At 61.8% G+C, this 16784-nt stretch carries 13 protein-coding genes; 9 read left to right on the forward strand and 4 right to left on the reverse strand.

Translation table 11 applies throughout. The annotated features are described in order from the left end of the window. Positions 1-239: 239 nt before the first annotated feature. The gene (locus AB8B02_RS26525; RefSeq protein ID WP_439065598.1) at positions 240-1877 is read left to right on the forward strand and encodes a GMC family oxidoreductase; all 1638 of its coding nucleotides are present in this window, start codon (positions 240-242) and stop codon (positions 1875-1877) included. Between the two features lie 21 nt (positions 1878-1898). Here the strand turns inward: AB8B02_RS26525 and AB8B02_RS26530 are convergent, their stop codons facing one another. Beyond that, positions 1899-2816, reverse strand: coding sequence for a helix-turn-helix domain-containing protein (locus AB8B02_RS26530; RefSeq protein WP_231078444.1), 918 nt, complete (start codon positions 2814-2816; stop codon positions 1899-1901). Positions 2817-3000: 184 nt separating this feature from the next. Here AB8B02_RS26530 and AB8B02_RS26535 point away from each other — a divergent pair, with 184 nt between their 5' ends. After that, entirely contained in the window at positions 3001-5124 is a 2124-nt protein-coding gene (locus AB8B02_RS26535) for a molybdopterin-containing oxidoreductase family protein (protein ID WP_439065599.1), read from the forward strand. Positions 5125-5133: 9 nt separating this feature from the next. On the opposite strand, the gene AB8B02_RS26540 is transcribed toward AB8B02_RS26535, so the two are convergent. From AB8B02_RS26540 to AB8B02_RS26550, 3 genes are all read right to left on the reverse strand, one after another. Continuing rightward, the gene (locus AB8B02_RS26540) at positions 5134-7224 is read right to left on the reverse strand and encodes a molybdopterin-containing oxidoreductase family protein (protein ID WP_439065600.1); all 2091 of its coding nucleotides are present in this window, start codon (positions 7222-7224) and stop codon (positions 5134-5136) included. Positions 7225-7320: 96 nt separating this feature from the next. Beyond that, complete coding sequence (locus AB8B02_RS26545) at positions 7321-7512, reverse strand: hypothetical protein (RefSeq protein ID WP_081422070.1); 192 nt, start codon at positions 7510-7512, stop codon at positions 7321-7323. 81 nt (positions 7513-7593) lie between these two features. Then, entirely contained in the window at positions 7594-8706 is a 1113-nt protein-coding gene (locus AB8B02_RS26550; RefSeq protein ID WP_439065601.1) for an alkene reductase, read from the reverse strand. A gap of 193 nt (positions 8707-8899) precedes the next feature. Here AB8B02_RS26550 and AB8B02_RS26555 point away from each other — a divergent pair, with 193 nt between their 5' ends. From AB8B02_RS26555 to AB8B02_RS26585, 7 genes are all read left to right on the forward strand, one after another. Further along, positions 8900-11182 (forward strand): FdhF/YdeP family oxidoreductase, encoded by a 2283-nt coding sequence (locus tag AB8B02_RS26555; RefSeq protein ID WP_439065602.1) that lies wholly within the window; start codon positions 8900-8902, stop codon positions 11180-11182. Positions 11183-11266: 84 nt separating this feature from the next. Continuing rightward, positions 11267-12547 carry an MFS transporter gene (locus AB8B02_RS26560; RefSeq protein WP_439065603.1) on the forward strand — a complete coding sequence of 427 codons (1281 nt, stop codon included), beginning with the start codon at positions 11267-11269 and terminating at the stop codon, positions 12545-12547. 133 nt (positions 12548-12680) lie between these two features. Beyond that, positions 12681-12890 carry a hypothetical protein gene (locus AB8B02_RS26565; RefSeq protein WP_439065604.1) on the forward strand — a complete coding sequence of 70 codons (210 nt, stop codon included), beginning with the start codon at positions 12681-12683 and terminating at the stop codon, positions 12888-12890. Positions 12891-12909: 19 nt separating this feature from the next. Beyond that, complete coding sequence (locus tag AB8B02_RS26570) at positions 12910-13857, forward strand: glutathione S-transferase family protein (protein ID WP_439065605.1); 948 nt, start codon at positions 12910-12912, stop codon at positions 13855-13857. A gap of 209 nt (positions 13858-14066) precedes the next feature. Beyond that, on the forward strand, positions 14067-15311 hold the full coding sequence (locus AB8B02_RS26575) for an ABC transporter substrate-binding protein (protein WP_439065606.1): 1245 nt from the start codon (positions 14067-14069) through the stop codon (positions 15309-15311). Between the two features lie 45 nt (positions 15312-15356). Further along, complete coding sequence (locus AB8B02_RS26580; RefSeq protein WP_439065607.1) at positions 15357-16076, forward strand: ABC transporter ATP-binding protein; 720 nt, start codon at positions 15357-15359, stop codon at positions 16074-16076. Beyond that, the gene (locus tag AB8B02_RS26585) at positions 16069-16773 is read left to right on the forward strand and encodes an ABC transporter ATP-binding protein (RefSeq protein ID WP_089266697.1); all 705 of its coding nucleotides are present in this window, start codon (positions 16069-16071) and stop codon (positions 16771-16773) included. Before AB8B02_RS26580 ends, AB8B02_RS26585 begins: the two co-directional genes overlap by 8 nt. The last annotated feature ends 11 nt before the right edge of the window (positions 16774-16784 follow it).

The following is a 16784-nucleotide window of genomic DNA, read 5'->3' on the forward strand; positions in this document are numbered from 1 at the left end:
TCACGGGTCTCTCGGTTCACATGTCTTCGACCCGAGAGACCACTCCTTTTGCATCGTATGTGCCTCGCCCCTCACCCCAACCCTCTCCCCGCGCAGAGCGGGGAGAGGGAGCTTACCTAGCGCAGTCTCCCACTTTCGCATTGCGACGATTCTAGCCGCATGCGTGCCATGCTTCCGGCCGCGCCCATTTACATCCCCGTCATTTCCGTTTTCAGTTGCTGAAAACAGTCGGGGGAAACATGAGCGGTCAAACTGCGTCGACGCATCGCGCGTCGGCTGATGCCATTGAGGCTGATTACATCATCGTCGGTGCCGGCTCCGCCGGTTGTGTGCTCGCCAATCGCCTGTCGGCCTCCGGCAAATGTTCGGTGCTGCTGCTGGAAGCCGGCCCGAAGGATCGGAATATCTGGATTCACGTTCCGCTCGGTTACGGCAAGCTCTTCAAGGAGAAGTCCGTCAACTGGATGTATCAGACCGAGCCCGAACCGGGCCTCGATGGACGCTCCGTGTTTCAGCCGCGCGGAAAAGTGCTCGGTGGCTCCAGCTCCATCAACGGCCTGCTCTATGTACGCGGTCAGCACGAGGATTACGATCGCTGGCGCCAGCTCGGCAATACCGGCTGGGGTTATGACGATGTGCTGCCCTATTTCAAGAAGGCGGAAAATCAGACGCGTGGGCCGAGCGAGTATCACGGCGTCGGTGGCCCGCTGCCGGTGTCGGATTCGCGCTGCCCCGATCCGTTGTCGGAGGCCTTCATCGCCGCTGCTGCCGAGACCGGCATTCCGGTGAACAACGACTTCAACGGTGCCACGCAGGAAGGCGCTGGCTGGTTCCAGACCACGACAAAGGGTGGCCGCCGCGCCTCGACCGCGCGGGCCTATCTGCGCCCGGCATTGAAGCAGGGCAATGTCCGCGTCGAGACCGAAGCGCTGGCACAGCGCATCCTGTTTGAAGGCAAGCGTGCCATCGGCATCGAGTTCAAGCAGCACGGCGTGGTGCGTAAGGCGCGCGCCCGCAAGGAAGTGCTGGTGTCGAGTGGCGCCTATAATTCACCGCAGCTGCTGCAGCTCTCCGGCGTCGGTCCCGCCGATCTGCTCAAGGAGCACGGCATCGAGGTCCTTCTCGATGCCCCCGGCGTCGGCAGTGATCTGCAGGATCACATGCAGGTCCGCATGGTGATGGAGTGTCCGCAGAAGATCACGCTCAATGACTTCGTCAATCATCCCGTGCGCAGGGCGATGATGGGGCTGCAATACGCGGCGTTCCGCACCGGCCCGCTGACCTATGCTGCCGGCACCACAGGAGCTTTCTTCAAGACCGATCCGCGCATGGCATCGCCAGATATCCAGATCCACTTCCTGCCGTTCTCCACCGACAAGATGGGCGAGAAACTGCATCCGTTTTCCGGCTTCTCCGCCTCGGTCTGTCAGCTGCGCCCGGAAAGTCGCGGCTCGCTGCGCATCAAGAGTGCGGATCCTTCGGTGCCGCCGGCGATCCGCATCAATTATCTCGCGACCGAAACGGATCGTACGGCGAATGTCGAAGGGCTCAAGATCCTGCGCAAGATGCTGAACGCGCCGGCGATGAAGCCCTTCGTGACCAAGGAAGTCGAGCCCGGCCCGGGCACGGTGACCGATGAGCAATGGCTCGCTTACTGCCGCCAGCGCGGCAGCACGGTCTATCATCCGACCTCGACCTGTCGCATGGGCAATGATACGAAAGCGGTGGTCGATCAGCGCCTGCGCGTGCGTGGGTTGGAAGGTCTACGCGTGATCGATGCATCCATCATGCCGGACCTGATGTCGGGCAACACCAACGCGCCGGTGATCATGATTGCCGAAAAGGCGTCGGATATGATCCTGGAGGATGCGCGGTAGCTCCAGTTGCGAGCTCCAGCGCTACAGTTCGTCGGACATCCGATAGGCGGCTGTCTGGCCGCGGAACTGGCCGGGCGTCATGTTGGTCGCCCGGCGGAAGGCGCGGGTAAAATTGGCTTGAGATGAAAAGCCCGCGGTATAGGCGACATCGACGATTGGTCGATACAGATCCGCCAGCATTTGTTTCGCCAGTGTCAGCCGCCGTTCGCTGACGAACTGATGCGGTGTGAGACCGGTTCGGACCTTGAACACCCGCGCGAAATGCGCCGGGCTGAGACAGGCCGTGCGGGCCATATCGGCGACCGCGAATTCGCGCGAGATGTTGGCGTCAACGAATTCGATTACCCGCGCCAGCCGCCGTTGATCCAATGGCTTGTCGGATGACGGTGGCGGCTTCAGCGGAAGCGCGTTCGCCGCATATTTGTGAACGAGATGTGCGGACAATGCACTGCTGAGTGTTTCAATCAGCAGTCGGCCGGCGGAGGTCTCGGTATTCAGCTCCTGCAGGATCAGCTCGGCGACCTGTTCGATGAATGGATCATGATCGACGCTCTCATAGCGCAAGGTCATACGTGATGGATCGATTTCCAGATCCTGCAGAAGCGTGTCCTCAAAGGGCTGGCCGGGAAGATAGATGTGCAGGCAGTCCGCGACCGGTTCGGAGACGTTGATATATTCTTCGCGAATGCCGGCGGGGCAGAGCCAGATGGTGCCGCGATGGCCCGACGTTCGTTGCCGCATACCGCCGCCCTGACGCTCTACGACCGAGTTGCCGCGCAGGAACATGGCAATCTCGGTATCTCGTGGCAGCACCGAGGGTAAATCGCCGGCCCGATGGCTCCAGCGCTCCGCGAGCAGATGGGGCCAATTCCGGTCCTGAGACCCATCGATGAGATGTCCGGTGACATACTTTTCCGCGCCGTGGCCTGCAATCGTCATAGCCAACCCCCACTCGCTGAAATGATCGCCGCTTAACATTCAATTCCTGTGCCATGGGCGCGGGGCGGAACCCGCCGCGTGGTCAGCAGGATTTGCAAACAGAACAGCAGGCTCGGAAAAGCCAACAGTCCGTCAGCTCAGCATGCTCGGCATCGACCCAGATCGGTAGCCAGCGGAGGCCAGCTTGACCCAGATAACCGTAATTGGTGCATGCCCCCATGATTGCCCCGACACCTGCTCCATGATCACGACGGTCGAAGATGGCCGCGCCGTGTCCGTGCGGGGCAATCCGGATCACCCGTTCACGCAAGGTCGGCTCTGCGTGAAGGTCAACGATTATCAGGAGCGCGTCTATAGCGACCAGCGCATTCTCTATCCGATGCGGCGCTCGGGGCCGAAGGGCAGTGGCCAGTTTACGCGCATCTCATGGGACGACGCGCTGTCCGAGATCGCCGGCAAATGGAAGACGATCATCGCCGAGGACGGCGCCAAGGCGATCCTGCCGTGCAGCTATCTTGGCACCCAGGGCATCATCAACGGCCTCAATGTCGGCGATCCCCTGTTCAACAAGCTCGGCGCCACGGTGGCCGAACGTACGTTCTGCGATTCCGGCGCCTGTACTGCCTATCTGATGACGATAGGCCATACGCCGGGTACCGATCCGGAGAGCTTCGTCCATTCCAAGTACATTATCCTCTGGGCCTGCAACACGCTCAGCACCAACTCGCATCACTGGCCTTACATCAAGCAGGCGATGAAGAACGGTGCCAAGCTTGTGGTCATCGATCCCGTACGGACGCGGACCGCGCAGCAGGCGGACTGGCACATCGCTATAAGGCCGGGGACAGACGCGGCGCTGGCGCTGGGCCTCATCCACGTCATCACCACCGAGGGGCTGATCGATCGCGATTACGTCGACAACTATTCGATCGGCTATGACGAGCTGGCCGAACGTGCCGCGATTTACACGCCCGACTACGTGTCTGGAATCACCGGGATCGCGGTGGACGACATCCGCACGCTGGCGCGTGAATATGCCACCACGCCGCCCGCGGTAATCCGCATCGGCGTCGCCGTCGAGCGACATGCCGGCGGAGGCCAGACCGTGCGCGCGATCTCATGTCTGCCCGCGCTGATCGGTGCCTGGCGTCACGTCGGCGGCGGTCTGCTGCAGCTGCCGATCTGGGCGTTTCCGGTGAAATGGGACGTGCTGATGCGCCCGGACCTACAGGGAGAGGATCTGCGCATCGTGAATCTGTGGCAACTCGGCCCGGTGCTCACCGGCGAGCTTGGTTTCGATCCACCGATCAAGTCGCTGTTCGTCTACAATGCCAATCCGATGGCCATGGTCACAGAGCAGGGCAAGATCGAGGCTGGCCTGGCGCGTGAGAATCTGTTTACCGTCGTCAGCGAACACTTCATGACCGACACCGCGCGCTTTGCCGATATCGTGTTGCCGGCGACGACGCAGCTCGAACAGAAGGATCTAATGTTCTCGTGGGGGCATCTTTATTTGTCCTACAACAACCAGGCGATCGAACCCCTTGGCGAAGCCGTATCGAACACCGAGCTGTTTCGCAGGCTCGCCGCCGCCATGGGCATCGACGATCCGTCGTTCTTCCGCAGCGATGACGAGATGATTGCGGATTCGATGGACTGGACCAGTCCCGTGCTGGAAAACATCACCATCGAGCAATTGAAGCAAACCGGCTATGCGCGCTTGAAAGTCGAGCGATCCGATACTTACGCGCCACATCGCGAAGGCAACTTTTTCACGCCGTCAGGCAAATGCGAATTCAAATCCTCGATCGCCGCCGGCGGCAATTTCGTCGTGCCGTTGTTCCGGCAGGGCTATGGTGGCCAACAGTCCGGCGAGCCGGTCGATCCGTTGCCGTCCTATATTCCACCACGAGAATCGCCGCAGACCAATCCTGAACTGGCGAAGAGATATCCGCTCAGCCTGATCTCGCCGAAGAGCCACGCATTCTTGAATTCCAATTTCGGCAATATGCCGAAGCAGCTCCATCATGCCGGCGAGCAGGCCGTACTACTGCATCCCGACGATGCTGCAGTACGTGGCATCGAAGCGGGCGCGCCGATCCGTGTCTATAACGATCGCGGCTCGTTCGAGGCGCTCGTCACCATCTCGGCGGATGTGAAGCCCGGCGTGGTGGTGGCACCGAGCGGCTATTGGCAACGCTCGACCCGCAAGAGTGCAACGGTGCATGCGCTGACTTCGCCGGCGATGGCCGATCTCGGACGTGCGCCGACCTTCTCCGACATCCTGGTGCAGGTATCGACGGCGTAAGAAGGCGGGCTATCCCGCCTTCTTCACCCACACCTTGTTGTCGTGAAACGCCGCGCCGCCATAGGGCGCGACGGCTTCGCCGCCGGTCAGCATATTGATGCCATGACCGCCGATATGCGCCTTGTTGGGGTGCACCGATTCCGCAATCAGCACGCCGCGCCGCAGGCCCTCGAAGATACGCGCGGTCAGGGTCGTCTCGCCGCGCGTGTTGCCGAGTGTCACGGCATCGCCATCGGCAATGCCGAGCCTCGCCGCGTCGACGGGGTGCATCATCACACTGGGTGCACCCTCGCGGGCCTGCGATGATGGCGTCTCGTTGAACGAGGTGTTGAGGAAGCTGCGCGACGGGCTCGTGGCCAGACGAAACGGATGCGCCTCATCGACCTGTTCGATCACCGCCCAGTGGTCGGGGAACGACGGCATCTCGTCCCACGCCCCCATCAGCCCGGCATTGGGCATCGGCACTGTCGACCAGTCCGCCTTGAAGTGGAACTTGCCGTCGGCATGGGCGAAACCGTCGAGATAATGCGAGGTGCGGAAATCCGGCTGGATGTCGCGCCATTTGTCGGCCTCCAGCCCTTCGATGCCACCGCGACCGCTGACTTGCAGCGTCTCGTCGATGATGTCGCGCGGATGCATGTCGAAAGCGCGGTGTTTCGCGCCGAGGCGGGTGGCGATGCCCTGCAGAACGTCGTGGTTCGAGCGGCATTCTTCCGGTGCGTCGATCAGCTTGGCACCGACCGAGATGTGCTGGTTGCCGCCGGCGTAATAGAGATCGTCGTGCTCCATGAACATGGTCGCCGGCAGCACGATATCGGCCATCATGGCGGTCTCGGTCATGAACTGCTCATGCACCGCGACGAACAGGTCTTCGCGGGCAAAGCCCTGCCGTACCAAGGCCTGTTCCGGCGCCACCGTCATCGGATTGGTGTTCTGGATCAGCATCGCCTTCACTGGCGGGCCGTTGTGCAAGGCTTCCGCGTCACCGGTCAGAATGCGGCCGATCTTCGACTGATCAAGACGCCGAACGCTCTCGTCGAGCACGTCGAGGCCCTCGATCAGCGTCTTGTCGAATTTCCAGATTGCGGCATTGTTGAAGAAAGCGCCGCCACCTTCATATTGCCAGGCGCCGGTAACGGTGGGCACGCACAGCGCTGCATGCATCTGCGCGGCTCCGTTGCGGCTGCGGGTGAAGCCGTAGCCGAGGCGGAAATAGCTGCGCTTGGTCTCGCCGACCAGGCGCGCGAAGGCTTCGATTTCCGCAGCGGGTACGCCGCAAATGTCTGACGCCCATTCCGGCGTTCGCGAAGCAAGATGCGCCTCGAACTCCGGCGAGGCATCGGTGTATTTGGCGAGATAGTCGCGATCAGCTAGGCCGTCGCGGAACAGCACATGCATGACGCCGGCGGCGAAGGCGCCGTCTGTACCTGGCCGCAGCAGGATCTTGATATCGGCCTGCTTCATGGTGTCGTTGTCGTAGATGTCGACAACCGCCAGCTTGGTGCCGCGTTCTTTCCGCGCGCGCGAGACGTGGGTCATCACATTGACCTGCGTCGAGACGGGGTTGGTACCCCAGATCACGATCAGGTCCGACTTCGCCATCTCGCGCGGATCGACGCCGGCGACCTTGCCGGTGCCGGCGGCAAAGCCGGCCCAGGCAATGGTTGCGCAGATCGTCGAGTAAAAGCGCGAATATTTCTTCACATTGGCGAGGCGGTTGATGCCGTCGCGCATCACCAGGCCCATGGTGCCGGCATAGTAATAGGGAAACACCGACTCCGCGCCAAAGTCGCGCTCGGCCTCGTTGAACCTCAAAGCGATCTCGTCGAGCGCCTCGTCCCAGCTGATGCGGGTGAAATGGCCGGAGCCCTTCGGGCCGGTGCGGCGCATCGGATACATCAGCCGTTCGGGATGATGGATGCGCTCGGCATAGCGCGCGACCTTCGCGCAGACCACGCCGGCGGTATAGCTTTGCTCCTTGGAGCCGCGGACCCGGCCGATGGTGTTCCCGCCGATCACCTCGATGTCGAGGGCGCAGGCGGAGGGGCAATCATGCGGGCAGGTGGAGTGCTTGATGTCGATCTTGGCTTGAACGTTCATGCAGCCAAGCTAGCCAAAAGTTTACTGGAGGAAAAGCCGCGGTTTTACGCATCCCGCCCGACAACCGGGCAGGCTTCCAGTCCGTAGTCCTCTCGGCTATTTGCCCAAGGCGTCGCGTTGGGCGATCAGCCGGTCCAGCTCCTCATTCTGCTGAGCCAGCCGATCCGCGGTGCGCTCCTCGTTGCTCTCGCCGGAAGCCGCGGTGGCCTGCTCGATCAACTGCCGGATATTGTCGCGAAGGATGGCGATGCGATCGTCGAGCTCGGCGGCTGATAGGGTGGAATCCATGGGGCGATACTCCTGACCCGCTACGGGCCCATACACAGCCTATAGCGCGCCAGAAGTGCTTTCTATTGAATAATCCGCAGACTAGCCTGCGCCAAGCACCGGGTAGTCGGTGTAGCCAGCCACATCGCCGCCGTAAAACGTCGCCCGGTTATAAGGCGTAAAGGGCGCCTTGCGCTTGATACGCTCCGGCAGATCCGGATTGGCGATGAACGGGCGGCCGAAGGCGATAATATCGACATTGCCGGAAGCGACGGCCTCCTCGGCGGAGGTGCCGTCGAAGCCGCCGGCCGTGACCAGCACGCCGCTCCACATCGGCCGGAACAGCTCATAGGCTTTAGGCACATTGTTATGAAACACTTCCGCGCGGCCGACGCCGCTGGTGCGCGGCTCGACGAAATGGAGGTAGGCGAGGCCGAGCTTGTCGAGCTCACGGACCACATAGCTGTAGAGCGGCATCGGATTGGTTTCGCCGGAGTCATTCGAGACACCATAAGGCGACAGGCGGACGGCGACACGATCCGTGCTCCAGGCGTCGATGACGGCATTGGTCACTTCGAGCAGCAGGCGAGCGCGGTTCTCGATTGAGCCACCATATTGGTCGGTACGCTGATTGCTGCGGGTCTGCAGAAATTGTTCGAGCAGATAGCCGTTGGCGCCGTGCACCTCGACGCCGTCGAAGCCGGCTTCCCTGGCGTTGCGCGTGGCCTGCCGGTAGGCGTCGATGATGCCGGGAATCTCGCTGGTCTCCAGGGCGCGGGGTGTTTCGTAAGATACCGTCTCGCCTGAAGCCGTCCGCGTGGTAGCGTCGATCGCAATGGCTGACGGTGCCACCGGAAGCCCACCGCCGGGCTGGAATGAGGAATGTGAGGCACGGCCCACATGCCAGAGCTGCAGGAAGATGATGCCGCCTTTGGCATGCACGGCGTCAGTGACCTGACGCCAGCCGGCGATCTGCTCCTTCGTATAGATGCCCGGTGTGTTCGGGTTGCCCTGGCCTTCCTGCATCACCTGCGAGGCCTCGGCGATGATCAGTCCGCCTTCGGTCGCACGCTGCGCGTAATATTCGGCGTTGAGGGTCCAGGCCGCGAGCGTTGTCTTCTCGGCCCGCATGCGCGTCAGCGGCGCCATCGCAACCCGGTGGCTGAGTTGATACGGGCCAACTTGCAGCGGCTGGAACAGGGAAGAAGAGGTCATCGGCGCTCCATTCAAAATATCAATCGGGCGATAGCCTTGGTGAACAGGTGTCGCGGCATTCGTATCGTTCAATACAGCGCAGGGGTCGGTCAATCAAAGTTGATGGCATCTATTCGCTGTATTACAGCCTTTAATGCTACGAGGCGGAATTAGGTTGGGCCATATGGGCCCTGACGACGAAGGACGGATCGCGATGGCGAAGAAGCAGGTTCAGGGCGTCGAAAACTACAAAGGTGCCGCCGCAGGTTGGGGCGCGTTGAAAGCAGTGGCCGACGCTGTGCGCGGACAGTTGGCGGTGGTCAACGAAACGCATGGCCTCCTGACGATGAACCAGCCGCACGGCTTCGATTGCCCGGGCTGCGCCTGGCCTGATCCAAAGCATACATCGTCCTTCGAATTCTGCGAGAACGGTGCCAAGGCGGTGTCGTGGGAAGCAACGGCCAAGCGCACGACGCCGGAATTCTTTGCGGCCCATACGGTGAGTGAACTCTGGGACTGGCATGATCACGACCTCGAAAATGAGGGACGCCTCACCCATCCGATGGCCTATGACCGGGCCAGCGACAAGTATCTTCCGATCTCATGGGAAGATGCGATGGCGCGGATCGGTGCCGGCTTGCGCGCTTTGCCCGATCCGAACATGGCCGAATTCTACACGTCGGGCCGTTGCTCTAACGAAGCAGCGTTCATGTATCAGTTGTTCGTGCGCGAGTTCGGCACCAACAATTTCCCCGATTGCTCGAACATGTGCCACGAGGCCACCAGCGTGGGCCTTCCGGAATCCATTGGCGTCGGCAAGGGCACGGTGACGCTCGAGGATTTCGATCATGCGGATGCGGTGTTCTGTATCGGGCACAATCCCGGCACCAATCATCCGCGCATGCTGACGACCTTGCGCGAATGCTCCAAGCGCGGTGCTGCCATCGTTTCAATCAATCCGCTGCGCGAGCGCGGGCTGGAACGATTCACATCCCCGCAGCATCCAGCGGAAATGCTGACGTTGAGCTCTACGCAGATCTCGTCGACCTATTACCAGGTCAAGGTCGGCGGCGACATTGCCGTGCTGAAGGGCATAATGAAGACCGTCGTGGCGCTCGACGCCGCGAGCCTTGCCGAAGGCGGCCCCGGCGTGCTTGACCGCGCCTTCATCGCCGAACATACCAACGGCATCGAGGCGCTGCTCGCCGATCTCGACGCGACCTCATGGGAGGCCATCGAGAAATCGTCTGGCCTGCCGCGCGCCGATATCGAAAACCTCGGCAACATCTACGCCGCGGCCAAGAGCGTCATCATCAATTACGGCATGGGCATCACCCAGCATCGCCACGGCACCGGCAACGTGCAGCAGATCGCCAATCTCCTGATGCTGCGCGGAAATATCGGCCGTCCCGGCGCCGGGATCTCGCCGCTGCGCGGGCACTCCAACGTACAGGGCGATCGCACCGTGGGGATCACCGAAGTACCCAACGCTGCGCTGCTCGACGGCATCGAACGCACCTTCAACTTCAAGCCGCCGACTGCGCATGGTCATGACGCCGTCGCGTCGGTGAAGGCGATCCGCGATGGACGTTCGAAGGCGTTGATCTGTCTTGGCGGCAATCTCGCGGTCGCGATGTCCGATCCCGAGGAGACCTATCCGGCGATGCGCAGCCTCGATCTCATGGTGCATATCGCCACCAAGCTCAATCGCTCGCATCTTCTGATCGCGAAGGAGTCGATCATCCTGCCATGCCTTGGCCGCACCGAGATCGACGTGCAGGCGACGGGTCCGCAACTGGTGACGGTGGAAGATTCGATGTCGATGGTGCACGCCTCGCGCGGCGGCTTGAAGCCGGCGTCCGAGCATCTGAAGTCCGAGACTGCGATCGTTGCCGATATGGCCATCGCGACTTTGCCGAATACCAAGGTGAAGTGGCTGGACTACGTCGCCGACTACAGCAAGGTCCGCGACGCCATCGAGTCGGTCTTTCCGGCCTTCGAGGACTACAATGCGCGGATCAAGAAGCCGGGTGGCTTCCGGCTGCGCAACGCCGCCTCGGAACGGGAATGGCTGACGCCGAGCAAGAAGGCGCAGTTCCTGGTCTTCTCCGGCCTCTATGAGGACGGCCCCGCCGAGACCGCGTTGACGCTGACCACACTGCGCAGCCACGACCAGTACAACACCACGATCTACGGTATGAACGATCGCTATCGCGGCATCACCGGGCGGCGCGATGTGGTGTTCGTCAACGAGCAGGACCTCGCCCGCCGCGGGCTCAGCCACGGTGATCTGATCGACATCGTGCTGGACCGTCCAGACAGCGCACCGCGCGCACTGCGTCGGGTGACGGCGGTGGCTTACAACATCCCGCAAGGATCGGTAGCGGCCTATTATCCCGAGGCCAATGTGCTCGTGTCGCTCGACCAGCACGATTTGAAGTCGGGAACGCCGGCTTACAAATCGATCCCGATCCGCATCGAGGCATCTGCAGCTTAAGCTGCACCGCAGCATTGAGAGAGCATGACCGCCACGGCTTTCGTGGCGGTTGATGCGCGCCGTGTTTCCGCGTAGGCGAGCGCCATGACCAGTGCCGCCGACTCTTCTGCCTTCAAGCCCGTTGCCATCGATCCGCCCGTGAGCGTAGCGCTCGTGGCCGCGATGCTCATTCTGACCTGCGGGCATGTACTGTCCAACATGCTGCGCACCACGCCTGCGGTCGCGATCGATGTGATGTCGACCGATCTCGGCGTCACGCCGCAGACGCTGGCCGCGCTGACTTCCGCCTATCATTTTTTCTTCGCGCTCCTGCAGATTCCGGTCGGCGTCGCGCTGGATCGCTACAGCATCCGTACGGTGTCGCTCGTACTGTTCGCCGGTACGGTTTGCGGCGCGGCGATTGCGGCGCTGTCGACCGGGCCGCTCTCGTTCTTCGTGTCGCAGGCAACGATCGGCATGGCGACGTCGGGCATGCTGATGTGCCCGATGACACTCGCGGCCAAGCGGCTGACACCAGCGCAGTTCGGTCTGTGGTCCGGCATCATTCTGTCATTCGGCAATGCGGGGCTGCTGTTGTCGGCCAGTCCGCTTGCTTACGTCGTCGAGCGCTGGGGATGGCGCGCCGGATTCTGGATTGCCGCCGCAGCGGCGATTGTCGTGGCGATGCTGATCGCGGTCATGGTGCCGGCATCGCGTCCCGAAGGCCAGCCGCGCGCGCTTCTGGGCGAGATGGTTTCGGTTCTGCAACTCGGTGTGTCACGTGCTGTGCGCGGTATCGTGATCCTTGCTTTCGTGTCACTTGCGGTTCAGCTTGTGTTGCGTGGCCTTTGGGCCGGCCCTTGGCTGATGAATATCAAGGGACTGTCGCGGATTGAGGCCGGCAATGTGCTGGCGTTGTTTACGGTGGCGCTGGTGATCGGACCGGCGCTGTCGGGCCTGCTCGATCGCAAGCTGGGTCATCGCCGCATGCTGCTGTTTGCGGTCCATTTGTGCGCCGCCGCGTTGCTACTCGTGATGGCGCTCGGTGCACCGGGCTATCCGTTGGCCACGCTTTTCGGCCTGCCAGTGATGCCCGTGGCAGTCGATACCGGCCTGCTTGTGGTCGTCGGCCTTCTCGTCGCGATGCAGCCGCTCGTCTATGCGATGATCCGCCAGGTCGTCGCTGCCGAGAATATTGGCAAAGCGCTCTCTGCAGCAAACCTGTCATTCTTCCTCGGCACCGCCGTGATGCAATCGGCTACCAGTCCGATTGCCGCCGCCTGGGGATTGCCCGCAGTTTTAATCTCAATGGCGGTATTCCTGACCCTATGCACCCTCGTCTTCTTCGTGTTGACGCGTCCCGCAGCGCAGCGCGGGGCTGCATAACAGGTTCATGATGATTGCGACGGCAAGTTGCTGGAATTGCCGTGAGTCCTGTGGTCTGATGCGCAGAGTGACGCGATCAAGACGTCGCGCGCGGTCTCGCATTGCGGGGCGCCTCACACAGGGAGGACGTGACTTGCCGTTTTTCGTCAGGGGAACCGATACGTCAGGGACTGTTTCACTCCGCCGCGACAACGCGGCCGGAGCTGTCAAGAAGGCCAGGGAGCTGCTCGATGACGGCAGCTGGGATGTTGAGATCACCGGTCCGGATGGACTTCCGCATCCGATTGCCGAATTCGAGGCGATGTATTCCATCGGCGCGACGACTGCGGTGCATGCGACATAGCTGACAGGCAAGGGATGCAGTGACGGCGACCGATCTTGTTCTGCATCACTATCCGCGTTCGCCGTTTGCCGAGAAAGTGCGCGTCGCCTTCGGATTGAAGGGCCTGCATTGGCAGTCAGTGATCCAGCCGCGGATCGCGCCGAAGCCAGAGCTCGTGGCGCTCACCGGAGGCTATCGCCGCGTTCCGGTGCTGCAGGTCGGGGCCGACATCTATTGCGATACGCGCCGCATTCTTGCGGAGCTTGAGCGGCGTTTTCCCGAGACGACGCTTTATCCGACGGGCACGCGCGGTCAGGCCGATATCATCGCGGCCTGGGCCGATCGCGCGCTCTTTGCCAATGCTCTTGGACTGGTCTTCGGCCTGAACGGCGATCGTTTTCCGCCAGAGCTCCATGCCGATCGCGCGAGTTTCACGTCAGGCAAGTTCGATGGCTGGGACAGCGTGAAGATGCGTGAGCAGATTCCTGCGCTCCGCAACCGGTTTCGCATTCATCTAGCCTGGCTCAGCGATTGGCTTGCGCATGGCGACGCATTCCTGCTCGGCAACGCGCCATCACTTGCTGACATCGCCGTCTACCATCCGCTCTGGTACGCGCGCCGCAATCTCGGTGAGAGCGAAGGTCTTGCCGAGCATCCGCGCGTTCTCGCGTGGATGGACCGGGTTGCCGCGCTGGGGCACGGAATGGTTGAGGAGCTGTCGCCCGAGCAGGCGCTGGACATAGCGCGGCTCTGTCAGCCTATGGCGACATCTGCTTCTCCTCATAACGATATTGCAGATGATCAAGGTCTGCCGTTTAAGGAAGGCGTAATGGTATCGGTCATGCCGACCGATTGGGGTTTCGATCCCGTCATCGGTGCGTTTGTTTCTGCGGGTCATGACAGCATCGCTTTGCGGCGTGAGGATCCCGATCTCGGCGCGACGGTTGTACACTTCCCGCGTGCAGGCTTTGCGATTGCGCGACTGTGAAAGCCCCGTCACGGATGCATGGCCCTCATTCGCGATTTCCATGCGCCGCAATTTGACGCAGCTGCGCAAACGCGGCTAAGTCCGAAAAACGCTGCCCGACTGCGATATGCAGACTCCCAATCTGTAACGCAGTGTTCGACACTCCAGCGCCCAGTAACAGAACAAGAAAGCGCGCCGCTTCAGCGTCGTTGCGCATCGGAGGATATGACATGACCATGACCCGCCGCACATTTGGACTTGGTGCCTCTGCCGTTCTGGCGGGGCCGATCGCCGCGCCGTTCATTCGCAGCGCAGGCGCTGCCGAGCCGGCGATCCGCATCGGCATGGTCAATTCGATGAGCGGCGGTCTTGCGGCTTACGCGCAGGAAGGCCAGCCGGCTTTCGAATACATCATCAAGAAGATCAATGCCGAAGGCGGCATCAAGAGCAAGGGCGGCGCCAGGATCGAGCTGGTGCTGGCGGACGATACCAGCCAGCCGGCGCGGACCGCTGCCGAAGCGCGGCGCCTGATCACCGAGGAAAAGGTGCAGCTTCTGACCGGCACCATTCTCAGCGCACAGATGCTGGCGCTGACGCCGGTGGTCGACGAAGCCAAGATTCCGACGCTGTCGGTCTGGGCTGGTGGGTCGCAGTCGAACTATATGTTCACGCTGGGTTATCCCTATGATCGCGGCTATGCGCAGACCATGCATGACTTCGTCATCTCATTGCGCGATGATTTCAAGTTTCCGATCAAGACTGCCGTCATGGCCTATTCGAATTACGAGGCCGGCCAGCAGTCGAACAAATTCCTGGTCGAGAAGCTGAAGGCCAGCGGCATCCAGATCATCGGCGAAGCCGCGCTCGATATTCGTGCGCAGGACCAGACGGCGGCCATGGTTCGTATCCGCTCGCTCAAGCCGGACGTCGTTGTCGGCCTCGTGACGCCGCGCGACGGCATCCTGCTGCATCAGGCGCGTTACAATCTGAACTATCACGGCAGCATCTTCTGCGGTGGCACCGGCGGCTACTCGGATCTGTCGCTCTGGAAGGATCTCGGCCCCGAGATCGGCAAGGCCGTGCTGACGAAGAACCTGTTCGGCATGACCGGCTTCAGCGCGGGCGCCAAGATCGAGTCGATGCAGAAGATCGTCTCGGAATTGCGCGATGTCGCCAAGCTCGAAAAAATCGGCCAGGGCGCGGTGCAATACGCCCAGGCGGCGCGCGTGCTGCAGCAGGTGCTCGAGAATGCCAAGTCGCTGCAGAGCGATGCATTGCTCGAGGCGCTGAAGAACGTCAACATTCCGGCAGGCGATCCGAACCTCTACATTGCCAAGCCGAAGGGCCTCCAATTCGCGGAAGACCGTCTGCTCAAGGATGGCTCTGCGATGTTCATCCAATGGACTCCCGAGCAGGATCAGCAGGTCGTATTCCCGAAGGAATTCGCCCAGGTGCCGCCGCGGCCGAAGTCCTGATCGGTCCTGCACTGAGGCTCGGCGCAACATAAAGAGTGGACGGCTGTGGCATTTCTGGAAGTCTCCAACATCACCAGGCGGTTCGGCGGGCTGGTCGCGCTCAACGCGGTGAGCTTCGACGTCGAGAAAGGCGAAATTCTCGGCATCATTGGCCCGAACGGTGCCGGCAAGACCACTTTGTTCGGTGTGATCTCCGGCTTCATTCCGCCGACTGCGGGCGACGTCGTTTATGACGGTGAAAGCATTATCGGGGTGTCGCCGGATCGGCTGGTGCGCCGTGGATTGATGCGCTCGTTCCAGATCGTCCAGTCCTTTGCCGACATGACGGCGCTCGACGTCGTCACGACCGCAGCGTTGACGCGCCGGCCGATGCGCGAGGCCATCGACTATGCGGCGCAGGCGCTGCTGCGTGTCGGCCTTGGCGGCAAGGAGCACAAGACGCCGGCGACACTGTCGCTGCAGGACAAGAAGCTGCTGGAACTGGCGAAGTGCATCGCTACCGATCCGCGCTGCATTCTGCTCGACGAGGTGATGGCCGGCTTGACCATGGCCGAGACCGCCGCGCCGATCGCGATCATCGAGGAGCTCAACAAGCAGGGTGTCACCATCGTGATGGTGGAGCATGTGATGCCGGTCATCATGCGGCTGGCGCAGCGTATGGTGGTTATCAATTTCGGCGAGAAGATCGCGCAGGGCACGCCCGACGAGATCCTTCGGGATCAGCGCGTCGTGGATGCCTATTTCGGAGATCATCTCGATGCTTGAGATCGATAATCTGGTTGCAGGCTACGGTGGTGTGCCGGTGCTGCGCGACATCAACGCCAAGATCGCTGCGGGCGAGATCGTCGGTCTGCTCGGCGCCAACAATGCCGGCAAGACCACGCTGATCAATGCGCTGTCCGGCATGGTCAAGCCGATATCCGGCCGGATTCTGTTTCTGGGCGAGGACATCAGCAAATTGACGCCGCAGGCGCGTGTCGAGCTCGGCATCGTGCAGGTGCCGGAAGGCCGTCTGGTGTTTCCGGAAATGAGCATCCGCGAAAACCTTCTGCTTGGCGGCATCAATGCGCACGCGCGCAAGCATCGTCCGCAACAGATGGAAAAAGTCATCGGGTTGTTTCCGCGGCTCGGCGAGCGGCTGACGCAGAGTGCCGGGTCACTGTCAGGCGGTGAGCAGCAGATGCTGGCGATCGGCCGCGGGCTGATGGCGGAAGCCAAGCTCCTGATGCTCGATGAGCCCTCGCTCGGTCTGTCGCCGCTGTTCGTGCAGTATATTTTCGAGATCATCGACAAGTTGCATGCCGATGGGCTGACCATCCTGCTGGTGGAGCAGAATCTGAATTTGACGTTGCGCCACGCCAAGCGCTGCTACGTGCTGGAGCGCGGGCAGGTGGCGGTCGAGGGCGATGCGGAGACCGTGAAAAACGATCCGCGCACCCGCAGCGCCTATCTTGGTCTGTGATCGGAGAGTGA

The sequence above is a fragment of the Tardiphaga sp. 862_B3_N4_1 genome, assembly GCF_051811085.1.
In the GTDB taxonomy this organism is placed as follows: Bacteria; Pseudomonadota; Alphaproteobacteria; order Rhizobiales; family Xanthobacteraceae; genus Tardiphaga; species Tardiphaga robiniae.